Source organism: Flavobacterium reichenbachii (genome assembly GCF_002217435.1).
GTDB classification, from domain to species: Bacteria; Bacteroidota; Bacteroidia; order Flavobacteriales; family Flavobacteriaceae; genus Flavobacterium; species Flavobacterium reichenbachii.
Genome location: NZ_MUHF01000014.1, coordinates 30,728 through 50,025, shown reverse-complemented (window position 1 = coordinate 50,025; position 19,298 = coordinate 30,728). Strand labels below are relative to the sequence as shown.

Annotated in this window: 22 protein-coding genes; 12 read left to right on the top strand and 10 right to left on the bottom strand. The window is 37.8% G+C overall.

All coding sequences use genetic code 11. From position 1 onward, the window contains the following. Positions 1-16: 16 nt before the first annotated feature. The 6 genes from traK (at position 17) to B0A68_RS12565 (ending at position 4,303) form a co-directional block, all read left to right on the top strand. Positions 17-640, top strand: a complete 624-nt coding sequence (gene traK / locus B0A68_RS12590; protein ID WP_035680831.1) for a conjugative transposon protein TraK — start codon at positions 17-19, stop codon at positions 638-640. 10 nt (positions 641-650) lie between these two features. Continuing rightward, positions 651-1,079: a hypothetical protein gene (locus B0A68_RS12585; RefSeq protein WP_035680827.1), complete on the top strand. Its 429-nt coding sequence runs from the start codon at positions 651-653 to the stop codon at positions 1,077-1,079. A gap of 19 nt (positions 1,080-1,098) precedes the next feature. Next, positions 1,099-1,374: a hypothetical protein gene (locus tag B0A68_RS12580; protein WP_035680826.1), complete on the top strand. Its 276-nt coding sequence runs from the start codon at positions 1,099-1,101 to the stop codon at positions 1,372-1,374. Next, complete coding sequence (traM, locus tag B0A68_RS12575; protein ID WP_035680824.1) at positions 1,371-2,651, top strand: conjugative transposon protein TraM; 1,281 nt, start codon at positions 1,371-1,373, stop codon at positions 2,649-2,651. Before B0A68_RS12580 ends, traM begins: the two co-directional genes overlap by 4 nt. 23 nt (positions 2,652-2,674) lie before the next feature. After that, positions 2,675-3,568, top strand: a complete 894-nt coding sequence (gene traN / locus B0A68_RS12570; RefSeq protein ID WP_035680822.1) for a conjugative transposon protein TraN — start codon at positions 2,675-2,677, stop codon at positions 3,566-3,568. A gap of 183 nt (positions 3,569-3,751) precedes the next feature. After that, positions 3,752-4,303, top strand: a complete 552-nt coding sequence (locus tag B0A68_RS12565; RefSeq protein WP_035680819.1) for a sigma factor-like helix-turn-helix DNA-binding protein — start codon at positions 3,752-3,754, stop codon at positions 4,301-4,303. A gap of 232 nt (positions 4,304-4,535) precedes the next feature. On the opposite strand, the gene B0A68_RS12560 is transcribed toward B0A68_RS12565, so the two are convergent. The 8 genes from B0A68_RS12560 to B0A68_RS12525 all read right to left on the bottom strand — a co-directional run bounded on the left by B0A68_RS12560 (position 4,536) and on the right by B0A68_RS12525 (position 10,163). Beyond that, positions 4,536-5,336, bottom strand: coding sequence for a PRTRC system ThiF family protein (locus B0A68_RS12560; RefSeq protein WP_035680816.1), 801 nt, complete (start codon positions 5,334-5,336; stop codon positions 4,536-4,538). Beyond that, complete coding sequence (locus B0A68_RS12555; RefSeq protein ID WP_035680813.1) at positions 5,333-6,061, bottom strand: PRTRC system protein B; 729 nt, start codon at positions 6,059-6,061, stop codon at positions 5,333-5,335. Before B0A68_RS12555 ends, B0A68_RS12560 begins: the two co-directional genes overlap by 4 nt. Then, entirely contained in the window at positions 6,054-7,229 is a 1,176-nt protein-coding gene (locus B0A68_RS12550; protein WP_035680811.1) for a hypothetical protein, read from the bottom strand. The genes B0A68_RS12555 and B0A68_RS12550 overlap by 8 nt, the downstream gene beginning before the upstream one ends. A 15-nt stretch (positions 7,230-7,244) precedes the next feature. After that, a complete protein-coding gene (locus B0A68_RS12545; RefSeq protein ID WP_035680809.1) occupies positions 7,245-7,463 on the bottom strand; it encodes a PRTRC system protein C in 219 nt (72 codons plus the stop codon). Between the two features lie 15 nt (positions 7,464-7,478). Next, positions 7,479-8,156 carry a PRTRC system protein E gene (locus B0A68_RS12540; protein WP_051892432.1) on the bottom strand — a complete coding sequence of 226 codons (678 nt, stop codon included), beginning with the start codon at positions 8,154-8,156 and terminating at the stop codon, positions 7,479-7,481. Beyond that, positions 8,140-8,514, bottom strand: coding sequence for a hypothetical protein (locus B0A68_RS12535; RefSeq protein ID WP_123947508.1), 375 nt, complete (start codon positions 8,512-8,514; stop codon positions 8,140-8,142). Before B0A68_RS12535 ends, B0A68_RS12540 begins: the two co-directional genes overlap by 17 nt. A 109-nt stretch (positions 8,515-8,623) precedes the next feature. Next, positions 8,624-9,697: a DUF932 domain-containing protein gene (locus B0A68_RS12530; RefSeq protein WP_035680805.1), complete on the bottom strand. Its 1,074-nt coding sequence runs from the start codon at positions 9,695-9,697 to the stop codon at positions 8,624-8,626. Positions 9,698-9,755: 58 nt separating this feature from the next. Further along, positions 9,756-10,163, bottom strand: coding sequence for a single-stranded DNA-binding protein (locus B0A68_RS12525; RefSeq protein WP_035680803.1), 408 nt, complete (start codon positions 10,161-10,163; stop codon positions 9,756-9,758). 796 nt (positions 10,164-10,959) lie between these two features. On the opposite strand from B0A68_RS12525, the gene B0A68_RS12515 reads away from it, so the two are divergent. From B0A68_RS12515 to B0A68_RS12490, 6 genes are all read left to right on the top strand, one after another. Then, positions 10,960-11,523: a hypothetical protein gene (locus tag B0A68_RS12515; protein WP_035680798.1), complete on the top strand. Its 564-nt coding sequence runs from the start codon at positions 10,960-10,962 to the stop codon at positions 11,521-11,523. Positions 11,524-11,698: 175 nt separating this feature from the next. Continuing rightward, entirely contained in the window at positions 11,699-12,433 is a 735-nt protein-coding gene (locus B0A68_RS12510) for a hypothetical protein (protein WP_035680796.1), read from the top strand. Between the two features lie 308 nt (positions 12,434-12,741). Beyond that, positions 12,742-14,184: a hypothetical protein gene (locus tag B0A68_RS12505; RefSeq protein ID WP_035680794.1), complete on the top strand. Its 1,443-nt coding sequence runs from the start codon at positions 12,742-12,744 to the stop codon at positions 14,182-14,184. A 183-nt stretch (positions 14,185-14,367) separates the two neighbouring features. Then, positions 14,368-14,649: a hypothetical protein gene (locus tag B0A68_RS12500; RefSeq protein WP_035680792.1), complete on the top strand. Its 282-nt coding sequence runs from the start codon at positions 14,368-14,370 to the stop codon at positions 14,647-14,649. 13 nt (positions 14,650-14,662) lie between these two features. Continuing rightward, complete coding sequence (locus B0A68_RS12495; protein ID WP_035680790.1) at positions 14,663-15,091, top strand: hypothetical protein; 429 nt, start codon at positions 14,663-14,665, stop codon at positions 15,089-15,091. A 218-nt stretch (positions 15,092-15,309) separates the two neighbouring features. Further along, complete coding sequence (locus B0A68_RS12490) at positions 15,310-16,299, top strand: hypothetical protein (protein WP_035680788.1); 990 nt, start codon at positions 15,310-15,312, stop codon at positions 16,297-16,299. A gap of 126 nt (positions 16,300-16,425) precedes the next feature. Here B0A68_RS12490 and B0A68_RS12485 read toward each other — a convergent pair whose 3' ends face one another. Then, positions 16,426-18,036 carry a GIY-YIG nuclease family protein gene (locus tag B0A68_RS12485; RefSeq protein WP_051892431.1) on the bottom strand — a complete coding sequence of 537 codons (1,611 nt, stop codon included), beginning with the start codon at positions 18,034-18,036 and terminating at the stop codon, positions 16,426-16,428. Between the two features lie 447 nt (positions 18,037-18,483). After that, a complete protein-coding gene (locus B0A68_RS12480) occupies positions 18,484-19,071 on the bottom strand; it encodes a hypothetical protein (protein ID WP_035680785.1) in 588 nt (195 codons plus the stop codon). Between the last annotated feature and the right edge of the window lie 227 nt (positions 19,072-19,298).

Below are 19,298 nucleotides of genomic sequence, written 5' to 3'. Positions count from 1 at the left end.
ATAAACATTCATTTAAATGGAATTTAAAACACTCAGAAATATAGAAAACAGTTTTCAGCAAATCAGGCTGTATGCCATTGTATTTGCCGTGCTATGTGCAGTAGTGACCGTATACGCGCTTTGGAGATCGTATGGTTTCGCCGAGCAGCAGCGCCAGAAAATTTACGTGTTGGACAATGGCAAATCGCTCATGCTAGCACTCGCTCAGGACGCCTCAATCAACCGTCCTGTGGAAGCCCGAGAGCACGTTAGGCGTTTTCACGAGCTGTTCTTTACCCTGGCGCCCGACAAAAATGCCATTGAAAGCAATATGAAAAGGGCATTTAGCCTTGCCGATAAAAGTGCCTTTAACTACTACAAGGATCTTTTGGAGAAAGGCTATTACAACCGGATCATATCGGGCAATGTGCAGCAGCGTATCGAAATGGACAGCGTGGCCTGCAATTTCGAGACATATCCTTATGTGGTGCGGAGTTATGCAAGGCAAATTATCATACGCTCGAGTAATGTAACCCGGCGCAGTCTGGTTACATCCTGCCTTCTGGTAAACTCGGTGCGCTCGGACAATAATCCGCAGGGCTTTAATATTGAAAAGTTTGCGGTGGTTGAAAACAGGGATATAGAAGTCATCGAACGCTAAAAAAAATCTTATGGAAGCATTATTAGATTTAGACACATTTGCGAGAATCCTGACTGAAAAAGGATTTAACGGCTATTTCCATACGCAGGGTGCGCATGCTGGAAAGTTAAAAGACAGCATCAGCGAATACCTTGAAAACTGCAAAAATGGAAAAGACAGTTTGCCTAAAGAGGACTTGCTGCTGACAGGCTACCTGCAATGGTCGGGTGAAGACAAGCCCATTGTACGATGCAATATGCTGGTAAAATACCTGAAAGGTAAATTTTCTCTCAACAGAATGGAGGTGGCAAGGAAAGACCAATTTGGACAGCTGCTGAAAAAAGCGGAACTGACAAAACTGTCTGTTATATCTGCGCCCAGCGCGTCTCAGGCAGTCGCCTTGGTCAATGATGAGCAGCACCAAAAAACAGATAAATGTCCAAAGCGTTTTAAGCTTTAAAAACAAAAATAACAAGGTTATGAATAAATTAAGAGCAAATATAGACCAGTGGCTGGAAGGGCTTGACAAGAATTGGGAAGCAATGCCAATAAAAAGGCAACATCAGGTGATACTGTACTTTTTTGCGGCGTACGTGCTGCTGACCGCAGTTGTCATTTTTAACGTATGCCGCGATACGGCATACGCGAGAAACAATATGGCTGTAGAACATATCGAAAACCCTGCCTCGGCAGGGAAAGAAAGTCCGGCGTCCCTACAGGACTCCCTGAAGCCAATTAAAAAAATAGGATTATGAAAGAAAATAAAAAAAAGGTCAGCCTTCTCTCAGAAGAGGCTCGCCAAGACACTTCCTCGTTTCTGCCTGATGAAAAAAAGACAACTGTCGAGCGCATTAAAAAACCGTTGATTTTCACACTGATGGGAATTGTATGTATCGGCTGTATGTATTTGATCTTTAAGCCGTCGAAGGATAAAAAGCAGATCGAAAGCATTGGTCTGAACGACAGCGTACCACAGGCAAGCGGATCTGTACTGCAGGCAGACAAACAGAAAGCGTATGAGCAGGAAATACTCGAAGACAAAGAAGAGCAAAAAAAGAACACTTTAACCACGCTGTCCGATTACTGGAATGAGGGCAACGCTGAGCAGAAACAATCACTGCCCGATGACGCGGAAGGAACTAACAATCCGGCGCTGAACACTTACCGTACTGCCCAAAGCACGCTGGGCTCATTCTATCAGCAGGATAACGGAGAAACAAATGAACTTCGCCGACAGCTCGATGAACTGAAACAGGAACTCGCGCAAAAGGAAATTCCCAAAGCTGCCACGGTTGATGACCAGCTGGCACTTATGGAAAAATCCTATCAGATGGCCGCCAAATACCTTCCCTCAGGCTCCGGTTCTGTCGAGACTGCAGGAAAAAACACTGCAGTAACAAAGGCGGAATCAGAAGAGAAGAATTTTTCGGCACTGGTCCCTGCAAAAAAAAGCAAAGTCTCCTCGCTGTATCAACGTGCGTCAGACAGCACTTTTATTGCAGAATGGAACACGGGCAGAGGGTTTAATTCAGCAGGCTCAATGCAAGAAACGCTTCAGCCAAAAAACAGCGTCAAGGCCTGCGTGCACCAAACACAAGCTATTATTGGCGAGGCAGGCGTTTCCCTTCGTCTTGTAGAACCTGCAAGGATTTCAGGTCGTATCATAGCAGCGGGCACAATAGTGACGGCAAATGCGAAGATACAGGCAGGCCGCCTGCAGTTGAAAGTCACTTCCATCGAACTGGAGGGCTCCATCATTCCTGTAGACATTACTATTTATGACCTTGACGGCAAGCAGGGAGTGCCAGTTCCCTATTCTGCCGAAAGAAGTGCCCTAACTGAAATGGCGGGCAACATGAGCCAGCAGTCCGGCACGAGCCTTATGATGACACAATCTGCAGGACAGCAGGTGGCCGCTGACCTGAGCCGCGGGGTGGTTCAGGGCATCTCGGGCTATTTCGCAAAAAAAGTGAGGACGCCTAAGGTTACCCTAAAAGCAGGACATCAGGTGTATCTGGTTTCCAAAAAATAACAGCAATCTAAAATAAATTAATTATGAAAAATCAATTTAAACTATTTTGGGCAACAGCCCTTTTAATAACATATTCATTAGCCGCATCTGCGCAGGAAAACGAAGCCACGAGCCTTGATTTAGGAACGATACCGCCCTACCATATGCAGGTTACTTATGACAAAACTTCCCACCTTATTTTCCCGTCCGCTATCCGATACGTGGATCTTGGAAGTGAATACCTGATCGCCTCAAAGGCCGAGGATGCTGAAAACGTCCTTCGCGTCAAGGCATCGGTCAAGACTTTTGAAGAGGAAACCAACTTTTCGGTGATTACAGATGACGGCCGTTTTTACAATTTTAACGTGCAGTACAGCGCCAACCCGCCTACCCTCAGCTATGATCTTATGGCGATGCAGAAGAACTTCGACAAAGTCAGTGCAAGCGATGTTCTTTTTGAGGAGCTTGGAAAAACACCGCCCTCACTGGCAGATTTGATCCTGGAAACTATTTACAAAAACAACAAGCGAATCGTAAAGCACATTGCATCGGAGAGTTTTGGCATTCAGTTCAGCTTAAAGGGCATCTATATCCACAACGGCAAGTATTATTTCCATACGCAGCTTGAAAACCAAACCAATGTACCTTTCAGCATTGACTTTATGAGTTTCAAGGCGATAGATAAAAAAACAGCCAGACGAACTGCCTCGCAGCAAAGGCCGATTGTGCCGCTCCGCATTTACAAAACCCTTGATGAGATTCCCGGAAAAGCCACAGATCAGAATGTGTTTCTCTTTGACCAGTTTACAATAGCGGATGACAAACTGCTGCTAATTGAGATTTTTGAGAAAAACGGAGGGAGACACCAGACACTTAAGATTAAAAATTCAGATCTGGTAAAAGCCAAGGTAATAAACAGTATGCACCTTAAATTTTAATAACTATTAAAAAATTAGAAATGAAAAAGTATTACAGCCCGAAGCATTGCTTTGGGCTGTTTTGTTTCCTGAGCTTAAGCCTTTCCTGCAAATACATTGCATAACTCAATTAACGTTAGTATCTTAGCATTAAAACAAAAGAACCAAAACCTATTTAACAACAAGGATCTAACTTGTACTGTTATGCAAAATGTTATCGACCGCACCAACAGCTTTTATCTCGAAATGTCCAGAAAAGTACTTTCTGAAAAGGAATACGATGTACTTGAGAAACTCTTGATAGAAAAGATGTCCCTGAGCGAGGTGGCGGAAAATTATGGGGTTACATCCGAATATGTAAACGAGCTTTACGAGATAACATATAACAAAGTAAAAGCGGTGACCGAACTGTTTTTAGAAATTGACCATTACATAGCAAAACTGCAGGAGTTAAAACACGAATTGAATCCAAGTCCCGCTCAAATCAGAAAAGAAAAAGCAGAAAAAGACCGGCAGAAACTGCTTTACAACAGCGAATTTCCTTTCAGCAGAAGACTGCAAGGTGTACTTGAAACTTTAGAAATCAGAACTATTGGAGATCTTGCCGATATACCGCTGAAGGATTTTCAACATTTCAGGGGATTTAAGATGAAGTGCAAGGCAGAGTTTATTGCCTTTATAGAATTTGAAAACATAGCCTATCTTTTCAAAGGCTTTTCCCGTTGGAAAACAGAGCCTATTGTACAATTAAAATAAAAGCCACTATAACAAGGCGGCCTTCTTTTGCTTCTTTTCTTTGGCCGCCTCGGAAAGAAAAGAAGTCCGTCCAAAAACAGCAAAAGGGATGATAAGCATCCCTTAAAAAAAACGCAGCGGGTTTGGTAAAATAGCGGGCACTGCATTTTGACAAAAGCGCTCCACCGTTTTAAACGCAAAAAGACGCTCCGCCCGAAAGGAAGGAGTATCTTTTTGCCGCCCGATTTCGGGCTTATATTGGAATGGGCTGTGATCGAAAATCTTTTAAATTCAGGAAAAATCCCCTGTTTGCTGTCATGCCCTCACGAAACAAGTTCCACAAAAGCGAGCATCCCATCTGCGCCAAAGCGGAATTAATAAACAAATCCTGTTTCTCTAGTGCCTCGGCAAGCGAACAGCTCGGCGTGTCGTCCTTCGTTTCAGATTCCTGTAAAAGCTCCCCAAATTCCTCTGTCACAAATGGCAGGCGCTCCACGGTTTCAAATTTTTCGGACTTGGGCTGTGGGATTTCCCCAATAGTCGATAATACAACCTGTCCTGTATACTGGCTGTTGCCAAAATCCATCCAGTATTTGGGGTCGTCCCTGTGATGTCTTTGGTTACTGTTTTTTAAAATATGGGCTATGTCAAAACGGGACTTTGCACTGTCTGTGCAGGTTATATAAATTTTAGCCTTCGCATTGGCGGGCAGTTTGCCGAAACTGTCCGTCTCAAATTTTACGGTTTCCGCTTTCCAATTTGTACCCGTAAAACGATTCGCTCTGTTGATAAGTGCCACGGATTTGTTCAGTCCGACCTCACTGGGCGCAAAACGCTGTCTGCCAAGGTTGGCATTTGTGATAGTATCATCATCCCAAAGGCGTACCGACAATCCTGCATGTCCTAGAGCCGTGAGGCTGTGGTTCATTTCCATAAGAGCGGTCAGCACTTTTGAGCCTGTACCTCCCGCCCCTATCAGGTTAACGGCAATGGGATTGGTCGGGCTTATGAAATATGGGTCTGTAAAATGCATTTTGGTTTTGCTTGTTTTCATGACAATAAATTTTTAAGTGTTTTGTTACTGCTTTTCAATAATGCTGTCGGAAAGGTCCTGTCCGATGTAACAAGGTCTTTCCACAGGGTTACACAGTTGCCCTTTACAGGGCTGTTTTCTCCCATCAGGTGACTGAAGTAGCTGTTAAAGAAATAATCCTCCCACGCCCTTGTAAATTCCTCCACCGATGCAGAGTTTTTAATATCGATACTGACTGAACCCATACATACCCTGCCATCCTCATAGATATTAAAAAATGGCGCATAGTACAGTAGTGTTTTTTCCGTAGGTCTTCTGTTACTTAAAAGGGCAAATACCCGCAGGCTATTTTTGGTAGCCTGCCAGACCATAGCAGGCACAAACCCCTGACCGCTCGGAATCCCTAGACCCTCTATAAAATAAAGCGGTCTTTTTTGTGATTTGGTGTACCATATCACAGCGCCTTTGTCCCTGCTTGGATTGATATGCAGTATATTTGTTGGCAGAATCCCGACGGGTTTTAAAAAAGCAGACTGCTTCTGCTTTTCAGTCGTAAGGGCTTTTGCGAGCACTCCTGCTTCACGCTCAGTAAGTGGGTGCGCATTAATAGGCGTACCGTTTTTATCCATATCGAAATGCTCTACATACATATCTTTATCTAAACCTTTACTTTCATAGAAAACAAGGGCGGATTTCGGGTGGTAAAGCGTCCCAAAATCCTCTGTTCTATCCATTGCATTATTCATTTTCGTTCTGTTTATAGTTATACAGTAAAGCGCACATATCGTCCAAAAGGTTAAACAGACGGCTTTCAAAATCAAGGCTGTTCTCTGTCAGTTCCCTTCCGTCAAAGCATTTTATAATGGTCGGTTCGTCCATTGCCCCGTACTCGTTAAATTCATTGTTGATACCTTCTTCAATGCTTTCATACAGCCATCCTTTGGTATCGGAAATAAAGGAAATGTACTTTTCCATTCCGATGCTCTCACTTTCCGTTTCTTCGTCTTGCTCCTCGTCATGTGTTGGTGCATTTCGAAAAATGCTCTCATTAGGATAATCGGTAAATAATGCAAAAGCTTTTTTCGCTATATCCAAACACTGCTTATCAAAGGCATCAAGGCTTTTAAAACCTTTTAAACGCCCTTCGAACACTTCTAAATTCATGCGGTTGAAAATCTTCTTTTCGATACAGTCCCCGATAAATTCTGCCTTGTCAAACTCCCGAATATACCGCTCGTTTTCCTCTCTGTCCTGCTCCTCTTCTGTCCAATCTCGGTGCATTTCATAGAGCCAGTACAGATAACTTGCCTGCTGTCTGAAATACGGTACATCTGCAATATGATACAGATACGAGCAGACCGATAAAAGCAGGTGCGCATTTTGTTTGTGCTTCGGTTCTCTGAGCATTTGATAAATCGGTTCTATGGGGATATAATACAGCGTTGTGCCTGTACTGTATTTTTCCTCGCTGAGCAAATACGCACTGTGGCTATCCTGCAATACACGCAGTTCGGAAAAGTTCTCTACACTTTTTTTGAGCTTCTCTTCCAAATCCCACACAGCCAATGCCATATTTAAAGGATATTCAAAATGACGGGTCGCCATCGGCATAATGCGGTAATGCCCTGCTAGGCTGTCGAGGGAGGCATAAAAATCGCTTTCCATTTTGGAAATATCCTGACAAGCCTGTAGCGTTTTATTCTCCAGTAATATGGGCAGAAATGAAACCTTTAGAAAACCATCGGTAGCATCCCCGCAGGCACTGACCTTGGTTTGTCTTTTTGCACCTCGTTGGCGTCCTTGGGTCTCTGCATCCAATGCATAAACCCTGCGAGCTGTGCATGAAGCTGTTTTTGTCTTTTTCGCTCGGGCAGTTGCACTGTTCCCGATATGACTGTCTGTTGCATAATTCATGGCTTTAAATTTTGGTCAGCCTTTTGTTCCCATTACCGTTTCAAATCGGTACTCGACCGCATCATCCCTGATTGCAGGGGCGGATATTTTGGCGGTGGTCAGTATCGGATAGGTCGGCGCATAAAAATTCAGTACCGCTTCGGTGCTCCATCTTGGCTCGGGGTCGGAAAGCCTGATTTCCTGCCCTTTGTCTTTGAGTATAAAAACCCGCTGTAATTGTGTCGCTAATAACATGATTTGTATTTTAGATTAGTATCGTTCCTCTTCGGGGTCTTCCCAGTTTTCCATGTCCCCTGCGTCCGTTTCTTCCTCGTCCGTTTCATGCCCCTGTGCATCACTATTATCATTAGCATACTCGGGAAAAAGCGCCTCTCGGGGCGGTTCGGTCTTTGCAGTTTCTGTTGTACTGCCGAACAGATCGGGCGCAAATTTTGCCGACAGTTCGGATTTGCGTCTGCGTATTTCCTCCGACTTAAAGGGAAACTCATGTATTTCGGGCACTTTTATCCATGCCTCACGGAATTTCCCCTCTTTTTCCAGTTCCTCGGCCTTTGCCATAGCTTCGCTGAATTTTTTGTCCTTGGCTTCCTGCTCTTTTTTCTTGCTATCGGCTTTCTCCTTCTCCATAGCCGACTGCTTTTTGGTATCTTCAAGCTGTTTCATATAACCTTCCATGTCAACCATAAGACCCGAAGCGGACTCCATGGGCGTAGTGATATTCTCAAAAAAACCGCTGTCGAGTTCCTCAGCTGTTCCCCGCAGGTTTAATGGCGGTATGCTGTGCTTGGCATTGTCCCCGCACGCCTCATTTTGGAGCATGACCAGTACGATAAGCCTGTTCTCTGCCCCTTTGGCTATGGTAATGTGCAGGTCGCCTATGATCTGCAACTGCGCTATCTGATTGAAAAAATTAGTTGTCGTTTCCATAATTTAATTTTAATTTTTTAATGATTGACTCTATGACGCTCTGCTCATCATGCCCTAACCTGTAGAGGCGTTCGATGTAGCTTTTCATATTTTCCTGATATTCCTTTTCTCCCTCTTCCCCTTTTAAGATAAGCAGATGGGTGTTCCAGTTCATTACTGCTTCCCTGATGATGGCTATAAGCTTTTGGGCGTACTTTTTTTCGGCTGTCTGGCTTTTTTTTGAAAGTCCCAGTTCTACGTACATGTCCAAAATATGCCAATACACCCGTGCTTCCTTGCCTATACTGCGGTGTTTGCCGACAAATTGATTGTAGAGATACAGTATAAACTCAAAATTGTTGCTGTCCTTCCTTGCCATAATTCCTGCGCTTTTATGTTGTTCAATTGTGCAAATCTTCATCTATTATTTGCACCGTTTAAAATTGATTTTAAAGGCAGTCGCCACGAAGGCGACCACCTGTGATTAGCTAATTAAGATTAAGGATTTGCGCACCATCTGCCTGAAAGGCGGTACATAGTTCAAATGCCTTTTGGGCTTTTCCTTGCGCTGTGCCTCCCATTACAATGGATTGAAGTTTGGCTTCGCTGTCTTTGTATTTGCGCACATTCTGATAGTAGCCCGTAACTCCATTGTAAGCCCCGAAAAGCGTGCCTTTAGTGGTTTCCATCTGCTGAGATTCGCTTGCCATGGCGTACGCAAAAGCATCATCTACCGTATTTTTAAACACGGTGGAAACTTCATCCTCTGCTCCTTTTCTGATTAAAGCGAGTGTTTCGGTATTGGGACATAATGCCAATTGAATCAATTTCTTAACCTGCGTATCTGTTACCTTCACTTTAGCCCATTCATTGAAAATGCCTTCGAGCTGATTGCTCAGTCTGTCCGCAAGTCCCATTACTTTATGGGCATCGTCTAAGCGCTGTTTAGCGCCTGATGTATGGCGGATGCGCACCACGTTGCTCATCGAGCGCAAAGAAGCGTTAAGGGTATTTTGGCATACGATGCGGATCGGGGTAAAAGCCGCTGTGATGCTTCCGCTCCCGTCGTGCGAAGTGGTCAGGAAAATATACTTTTCCGTTACGTCGTCCCCGTTTCCTACACGGATATAATCAGGAAGTTTGGCGGTAATAAAAATGCGTTCGCCCTGCCCTAGCGCCCCTGCCGTTTCGTACAGTATACCGTCGCCCCCGCCTACAATGGCATCAAAAAAACTGAACGCCTCACGGTTCTGCACGATTTGGTAGTCTTTCCCGACCACACCCAAAACGGCATTGCTGTCGGTGCGAATGGTGGCAAAGCAGTCAGGGACTGCCAGTTCAGTACTGCCCACTTCAATACCGCCCGCAGTTTGGATAATGCCCGATGCTTTTGTGTATAAAGGGCTTTTAGCCACCTCGTAATCAAGCCCTGCATGTCTTATGGCTTCTGAGCTTGTCGGGTACTGCTCCACGATCTGCCCGAGCCCGTGCCATGCTTTTTCCTTTACGCTGAAAAAAGAATACATTCCTGTCTGACTGTTGTAATTGATATTATGTGCCATGATATTTGATTTTAAAAGTTTGAAATTAAAATTGTTTAGAACCCTTTAATACCTGCCGTTAAAACGGGATGTCGTCCTCAGGCTCTTTTACTGTAACCTTTTTATTTTCCTGTTCCGCATTCTGCTCAGTTTTCACTCCCTGCGCACCTTCGGACTTCTTCCCGCCCCCGTGCAGTTTGATGTTCGAAGTATTGAAATTCAGCCCCGCGCGAGGTTCCCCGTCATTCCCTGTCCACGCCCTTGCGCTTACCATACCTGTGAGTTCCACCACCGTGCCTTTGGTCAGCCACTCGGCAACCCTTGGGCTTATCCAGTAGGCGCATTCGAAAAAGGTAGTCTGCTCTACCCTGTCGCCTTTTCTGTTTTTGTAGCTCTCGTTGATGGCTACTGAAAAATTTACTACCTGTCTGCTGTCTGACAATGTGCTTACTTTCGCATCTTTTGTCAATCTTCCTGTAATGTTCATGATTTCTAGTTTTTAAATTGTTGCTTTCTTTTTCCCGCCCCGCATTTTTACTTTTTACTTTTTTTTTACTTTTTTTTTTTGAAATTTTATTCGGCAATGAGAGCAGGCGCTGTTTTGTTTCATCATTGTTTTTTTCAATATTTCAATTCTCATTTCTGACATTTTTTTTTATTCGTCTAAAGAGCCGCAGTATGCTATGTTTTGTTTCATGAGCATAAAAAGGTGAGTGTCCGGCAAAAGCAAGGCTCTGGCAAAAAATACAACCCGGAGGGGTGGAGATTTTTTGCCAAGACCTGAAAGGCCCCGGCCTTGCTTTTGCTCAAGGACACGGACTACCTTTGCTCCTGAAATAAAACAAAAGCATACAGGGTCTTTGATAAAAATTAAAAGGGAAGCAATTGGGGTAATTATGGATAAAAAGCCATTAGGAAGAAAAGCAGACAGCTTGGGGATGAATTCCAAAAGATGGGCCCGCAAGTTCTAGGGTGCTGGCATCCTAGCTCTGCAGAACAAACTGAGATATTACACGCAATTAACTAATCTTCAGATATTTAAAAAACAGTAACAGGACAACTAAATAACTGATGTATAGCGGCTGCTGCAAGACTAAAAGATTAGTATATTATTGTTATATTCGCTTAAGGAAGATTACTAATTGGACAAAGCCAACTAAAAAAGGACGAATTGGTGCCATTTTATGGCTGGTATAAATTAGTTGTGCGTCATATCTCAGCAAATCGGGAGACACTATGTAGAAACAAATCTTATTTTTTAATTATAAACCAAAACACGACGTATGAAAATTACAAAAACCAAAGTATTTTTTTTCTTCTTAACAGCAATTATATTGACAAATCATTCTTTTGCACAAAAAGTTGCAGGTTATTCTTTTGACAAATACCCTGCGAAAGAAATTTACAAAGGACAAAAAGTGAAAGTAAATTTAAAGAGTAGTAATACAGCCAATAGTTATAGGACAGAAATTACAAATCAATATAATGAGTCAAAAATTGACTTTGCAGGAAAATATTCTTTTATTTTTTGGGGAGCTGGTACAGGTTTGACAATTGGGGCTATGGTAGATAACAAAACAGGAAATGTTTATGATTTGCCTCTAACAGAAGAGAATTCTACTAGAGGTTTTTGTGGCTACGAAATCTCTGAAGAAGACAACAAATTATACAAAAAAAACAGCAACCTGTTTATTACTTTTACCTGGTCTTGCGAAGAAAATGAAATAACAAAAACAAATGTTATAACGAAAAACTATTCTATTTTTATTTGGGACGAGGCAAATAAAAAATTCTCTCTATTAAAAAATAAAACTGAGAAAAAAACTGAGAAAATACCAACCGAATAATGATACGAACGCACAACATACGCTACAAGCAATTTGGGCAATTGGCTTAATGGAAAGTTGGTGTTGTATTTGGAATGATTTGGCAAATCCGAAGAATGAGTTTAATTTAGTACCAAACCCCGCCGTAGTACAGGAACGTTATAGGCAAGTTTTAAACCTGCTAAAATAGAAATCTATGAAATTAATACTCCAAAACAATTTTCTGAAGCTCATAATTTTACTTTTAGGTTTAAAATTATCTGTAAGCTGTAATACTAAATCAAATAATCCTGAAGAGTCAAAAGAAAAAATTATTGTTGACACTTTAAATACATACAAAAGTAAGCCTGAAAAAAAATCAGGTAAAATTGATTCTGTTAAAATGCATGCATTTGACGACTTATATTTCGGAATTCAAAGTGAAATTACCTCAAAGAAATATTCTGTAAATGACATCGATTATTCTGTGGCATCTTCAGGAAGTGAACCTGGAAAGGGATTATTTTATTTTATGCTTGAAAGCAAATCAAATATTACTACACAAAAAAAAGCAGATAGAGTTTTGAACGAATTAAAAAAAACAATTTCAAAAAAGTACGGCAACGGAGAAAATATAAACAAAACCTATTACATTAAGCATCCAGAAGAAAAAGAAAAAGCTGAAGACTTTTTTGGTAAACGTGCTCTTTATAAATATGATAAAAAAATAATTGGATTGCCTTATGAGGTTGTGAAATCAAAATGGGACTTAAAATATAAAGAAATCAAAATTGGATATTTAATTGAGCACAAAAATAGAACTGTATATTATCAATCTTCACCTGAAGATAATAATTATATAATATATATTGAATTAACGAGCAAAGTAATTAAATCGGAGAATGAAAACTCGGATAATAAAAACGCTGAAAAGGATTCTAATAAGTTCTAAAAAAAACCTGCCTATAATAGCCGTTTAGCGAGATTGGGGTTTTAGGCTTAATGGAAAGTTGCTTTTGTATTTGGAAAATTTGTGTTTAACCGAAAAATCTCGCATCTTTAATCCCCAACCTCGCCAAGGCCAAGACGTTGTGTGCTAGGTTGAGAATCAAAACTTGAAAACCCATATGACACGAAAAAACGACTTTTTTGAAAGTGAAACATTTACTGAAGCCAGATAAACCGTTGAAAAAATGATTGATTTTCAAAAAAAAATGTGTTAAACAAAAACTCTAACGAGTTTTTTATATATAGCGTCATATGACAATAATTGAAAAAATATTAGATTCTAACGGTCCAATGATGTCAAGCAAACTCGTTGAAATTTTAGAGACTACAGAAAAAATCAGTAAAAATACAGCAAGCCAAAAAGTTTCGAGAGACAATTCTATTATAAAAATAAAAGGCTTTTATAGCAGTGGTCAGTCATTTTGTTATCTAGAGAAACATATTAGTGATATTTCATTTTTTGATTTATTATTAAAATCAATGGAAGAAAATGGAAAAAAATATTGGTATTGTATTAATGCTATAAAAATGAACGGTGGGATAATAAGCCAAAAATATTTAGAATGTTATACTAATTATCCAGTTATTGCTTTAAAAAGTCATTTACCTTTTAAAATTGTTATGCAAAATTTTGTATCGAGCGGAATTTTGATTTTCGACAATGATCATTATCTAATTTCTCCAAAATTTAATCAATCATATAGTAATTATACACAATATAATACCATAGAAATGATTAAAGACGATATTCTAAATAACTTTCATAATTATGTTAAGAATATCGGATTAATATCTTACAATACAGGAAAAAAATTTTCAGAATTCGGGAAATTTAATTGGTGCTTTACCGGAGTGTGCCCTGTTAATGCACTAAAAACTAACAATAAATTTGGGTTTTTAATTGCAGACATTTTATTTGGACATTCAATTTATGAAAAAGATGTAACCTTCTTTATAGAGAAAATCAAAACCGTTCAAAGTTTTCAAAACGCTTCAAAAATTTTACCTTTTATATTGGTTGATGATATCGAGCCAAAAGCATTAGAATTATTGAAAAAAAATGGAATAATAGTAGGATTTATAAGAGAATTATTTGGTCAAAAATATGCTGATACATTAAAAAATTTGGTAAGCGTGTTAAATAATGCAGGAGCTAGTCTTAAGAATGATCCTGACAAATATTTAGACTTAATTTCAGAATTAAAAAAATATAATGAAGGTCTTGCAAATAATATAAAAGGAACATTGTTTGAATTTGTAATTGGTCATATTCATTCCGTTGATAGTAATAATAGTATTGATTTGGGAAGAGAAATATTTGAAAACAACGGAAAACACGAAATTGACGTATTAGCAGTTTATAACGATAAAATAATTTTTGCAGAATGTAAGGCAACAAATTCTTCTACATCAGTTGAAAAAATTGAAAAATGGAAGAATCAAAAAATACCTGCATTTCGAAAATGGGCAGAAAAACAAGAAACTTGGAAGAACAAAAAATTAGAGTTTGAATATTGGTCGACAAATGGATATGACAATGAAGCGGAAAATATTTTAAAATCAATTTCAGAAAGTGCAAAAAAGTTTAAGATTTCTTATTTTTCAGGTGCAGATATTAGAAAACGAACTTTGCAAATGAAAGATAAAAAACTTAAAGAAGCCGTGGATAATTTTTTCCTCAAAACAAACTTGTGAAAAACCCAGCACACAATACACGCTACAAGCAATTTGGGTATTAGGCTTAATTTGAAATTGGTTTTGTTTTTGGAAATCCGAATAATGAGCTTAATTTAGTCCCAAACTGCTTGTAGCGTGAGAACGTTAGCAACAATTTTCCCAAATATTTCACAGAAAATAACCAATTTTAAAAATAACAATATGAAAGATTATGGAATGTTACTTGAGCGAACTATTGAGAAATATTGGGGGCATCCAAAAACTCCAATTTATTTTGCTAATTATTATGGAGACAAATTCGAAATGAGGGCTTTGCTCTTTTCAATTGTCGTTCATGAGATAAATTACAAGTTTTCAGAATATAGCGAAGAGGAAATGAAAGAATTAAAGGCTTATGAGAAAAAGGGTTGGGATAATAAAATAAAACATAACGACAGTATCAAAATACTTGAAGTTTTGGCTGATCACAATAAAGTAGAATAAATAAAATACTAAGATGACAGATAATGACAGTCATACACGATGGCAAAATATCCTAATAACACAACTAGGTTTAGCTAACAACTTAATTATCCTTTTAGCTGTAGGATTACTTGGATTTGGTATAACATTTTTAAAAGACGTTACCGTATTAAGTTTTTACCAGAAAATTTTCTTTTGGTGCAGTTGTATTTTGATTTTAGTATCAATTGGATTTGGAATTACAGTAATTATTAATCGATTGGATGATTTTAAAATTACTGCGCAAATAGCAAGAAAAAGACAAACTGGAAATAGAGACGGAATTGAAAACGATAGACAGGAATCAAAAGGCTTGGGAAAACAAACCTGGAATTATTTTATAATTCAAGTTTCAACTTTTCTAGTTGGATTTTTATGTTTGTTAGTTTTGATTTTAATACAATATAAAGATAAAATAGCGTAAGAAAATTCTGGTAAAATTTACAGTGGATTTAGGCAAGTGCTTAATGGAAAGTTGGTTTTTGTATTTAAGATGACTTACTTCGTCAAAAAGATTTAGTAATTTATTCTTATATTGTTTAAAATCATAGTAATGACACAAAGCCAACTATAAAAGCCGTATTGGCACCATTTTATGGCTGGTATAAATTAGTTGTATGATATTTCAACTCAGATTAAGGAATGACATATAGTGAAAATATAAAATTTATAAGGGCTAATTTTCCACAATTAGATTTGCTTGCCGAAACCGAATTCCATTTATTTAAAAATGAATCTTTTGCATTTGAATGTATAGATTCATGTACTAAATTGTGTAATACTGCATCTCGAAATTTAGAAATTAGTGTAAACTTTGCAGTAGAATATAATTATAATTTCAATGCAAAGGCAATCATTAAAGATAATAATGGAATAATACTTCTAAATCTAGGGTTAATAGAAAGATTAGAAATAATCGTATCTGATTCTATCGAAGTTTTTTATTTAGAAAACATTTCTAAGTTAACATTTTCACAAACAGACAAATTAGAAATAAAAAATCTATTTTCTAATTTATGTATTTCATATCTATTTCATCATGAACTTGCGCATATTTTGCAATTTTTAAGTTTATCTTCAGAAAATCATTATAATTTAAATGAAGAAACTTCAAATAAAAATCAGTTTGAAATTAAAAACCATATTTATGAAATGGATGCTGATTTATTTGGTATAACAATGTGTACATCTGAATTGCTTGATTATGCTAAAAACATCAATTATCCTTTCAATACAATTTTAGTTTTTAATCTACTAACTACCTTACTTTTTTCAATTTCAAATATTATAATAGAATTTTCTAAAAATCAATTGGCTGATATATATTACAAAAAACAAAGCCATCCACATCCATTAATAAGAATAATAAAATGCAATGACCAAATTCTCTCTTTTACTTCTAAAAATCTTGTTATTCAAAAAGAATTCTTTTTAGCTGTTTTGCAACGAACGTTTAAAATAATAAATCAAATACAATATAACACTAAAGGTAGAATAGATTTCTCAAAATTATTACATGATAATATATCAGAAATTGAACTATATATTAATGAAATAGAAATGGAAAGTGAGAAATATAACGAACTTATAAGATTTAGAGTTCAGAAAATCTTTAATAGCCTTCATGAATAAAGAAACATCCTACAACCACGTCTTGCGCCATTTTGCGAATTTAGTGGAATTACCAAGTACACTTAAGTCGTTTTTATCTTTTAAAAAAAATTGATATTTAATTAGTCGTCTTGAGTAACAAATAGGCTAATTCTCATTTACAAATTTTACAATTTTTTCACATGCTTGCATAACAATACTTAAATCACATCGAAAAAACTCCCTACGAGAAGTTAACCTATACAATTCTAACTCTTTATGAATCAATTGTTCAGCAATTATACAATCTTTTGTATGATAAGTATTTATAACGAAAAATTTATCTGGCGAACTTGTGTTTGAAAGTTCTTTACGTCTAGTATCTGAATCTCGTTTAGTAAGGCCTATTTTAAAAATGTTGTCTTGGTGAGTTGGCTCACGCATTATATAAATATATCCTGCATTCTCGTTATTAAACCTAGTTAATTCTTGAGCTGTTGTTATACCTTTCGGGGTCGAGAAATATACATCGTTTCTTTCTACCCATGTTTTACCAACTATAATATTTCCCTTTTTATCATGTCCATTTTCGTCAATCCCCAAACGTTTCCAATATCCAGATTTTTCAATAGAAAAACTTTCGTCATTCAACTCAGTGCTCCTAAAGGCAACCAAATTATTTGATTCTAAATAGTAAAATGGCTTGGCAAATATTTTATATTTACTTGGAACGTCGGAATATTTCTTTTTAGTAAGTGGACCTTTGATTATACTTGCTAATTTTGTCTCATATGTAACATCTACTAGACGCGCTTCGTTTTCAAAGACATAAAAAGGTAAAGCCAAGCAATATTTTGCAAAATCAAAAACAGCATCATATTCTTTTAATCTTTCCTCATTTTCTCTAAAAAATTTTTCTCTATCTTCCAAAGTTGTAGAATTTTCATGGCGAAAAACTGCATTATAGTCATCTGTTGTAACTGTAAAACTAATATTTTCATCCCTTGCAACACGTCTTATATCAATCGATTTATTTTCTAAATCAAATAATAAACCAACGGAATGAAACCAGAGATCATCTCGTTCATTAAATTGTACAATTTTAGCTGGTTCACCTTCATTTCCGATAGTCATACCTAACGACTTTTTATATCGACTGATGGAATCTTCAGCTGCAGCTCTAGTATGTTTAGTGAAATATATTTTAGCCTCCTCTTTATCAAAAGTTTCACCGGCTTGCATTAAAATTGAAACTTCGTTTCCTTGCCTTATTAATGAAAGACCGCCTATAAAGAACTTTTTACCTTCATTATTTGAAAAATTTATTTCATCAAAACCTGTCGTAAAAGAAAAATGATAAATTACTTTTTCTGGAATGTTTTCATAAAAATCTATACTATTTAGTTCAAATTTCTTATCTGTTACAAAATCTAGAAAGTCAATTAAAGAAACTCCGTATGACTCTTCTTCATCAACTAATTCCAAAATGGAATTTTGTTTATTGAATACAAAAAATGGTTCAAAAACATTAAAAGATGTTGGAAATGAATTCGGACCATAATTAAGAAATCTATATGCATACTCTTTCAAATAATAACGTAAATCTTTTTCGTTATCCCAGTCTAGACCATTTAAATCTTGTATATCAATAATTTTTCTTCCAGTATCAAATTTTCTCTTCATTTTTTTCCATAACGTCGGATTCTTATACTGGATATTTTCTATATCAACCATGTCTATAGATGAAGAAATTTTAGAAAAAGCTTTATTTAACCTCATACTCACATTTTTATATATTGCTAATTTAAGAAAACTTAATGAATATCTTAATTACGGTAAATCTCGAAAGTACTTCTTTAAGAAGGCCAAATTGGACCCGCAGCAGCCCTAGCCCCGATAGAAGTGAAATCCTTTTGTGCCGGGGGTTCGGCAAAAAAGATTGGAACGTATAGCGGGAAAAGCTCCTAAAAAATAATATTAAATACAAGTAACAAAGCTGATCACCAAAATTAGATGTCATTTTTAATACAAAAAATTCAATTACAGCCGTACCATCAAAGGACTTTCAGATCCCACAGGCGACCCCAAAGAAATCCAGCTGCTGCTGAAAATGGAAAAATGGCTCAGGGAGTATCATAATGAAAAAATTGACGGTTAATCCCGTATATTTAATCTTTCGACTGCAGTCCTTACTGTCTGCTGAAGGTATGAGACCGGCATTGCTATCTACAGGTCACTTTTTGCTTTAGTCTTGACAATACCGCTGTTTATTTTGTCTGAATAGGATAATAGGACATAACAGCGCGTTACGCTTTCGTGCTGGATGGATAACTGGATTTCTCCCTTATCGGTTTTCCAGACTGAGAAATATTTGCAATTGTCAAACTTAACTTTGAACATCTTGGCACTGTCGTCCCGGGGCGGCGAGGAAGAATCAAATTTTTCAACGACTTCTGAGGGTCTGCCGTATTTTTCAGCCAGCATATCTTTCAAATCGAAGTAATTTCCCGACAGCGTCGACCAGGTATCTTTTTCGGGAAATATAACGGCTATCTTGTACACCAGATCTTTCTGCTTCAACGTTGAGACCGCGACAATACAATCTTTGTAGCCTGCGAACTCTCCGCTCAGCACTGCAGTTCCATTTTCTGTTCCTGCATTTGTAAATTCCTCCTGCTCCATTTTCAAAACATATTCACTAAGTGTCCCGTCTAGTGGAACGCCTTTAAAAACCAGATGTTCCGACGATTGGGAATAGGCAGAGCTGTAAATTGCCAGATAAGCCACGAACAATAAAATATTTTTAGTCTTCATATTTTAAATTTAAAGTTTCTATTTCTATCGGTTTCCGATATTCTGATTCATAACATTCTGATCCGCGACCTTGTGACATTACATAGGTTCTGAAACTGTATTAGCTGATATTTTTGGATTTGCCATCCAAACCAATTCAGTTTACTCATTAAATTTTATAGATGTCCGTTTTAATAAGTATCAGAATTCTACCTATAAGAATTCACAAAAGTAAAAATGTAATTCAA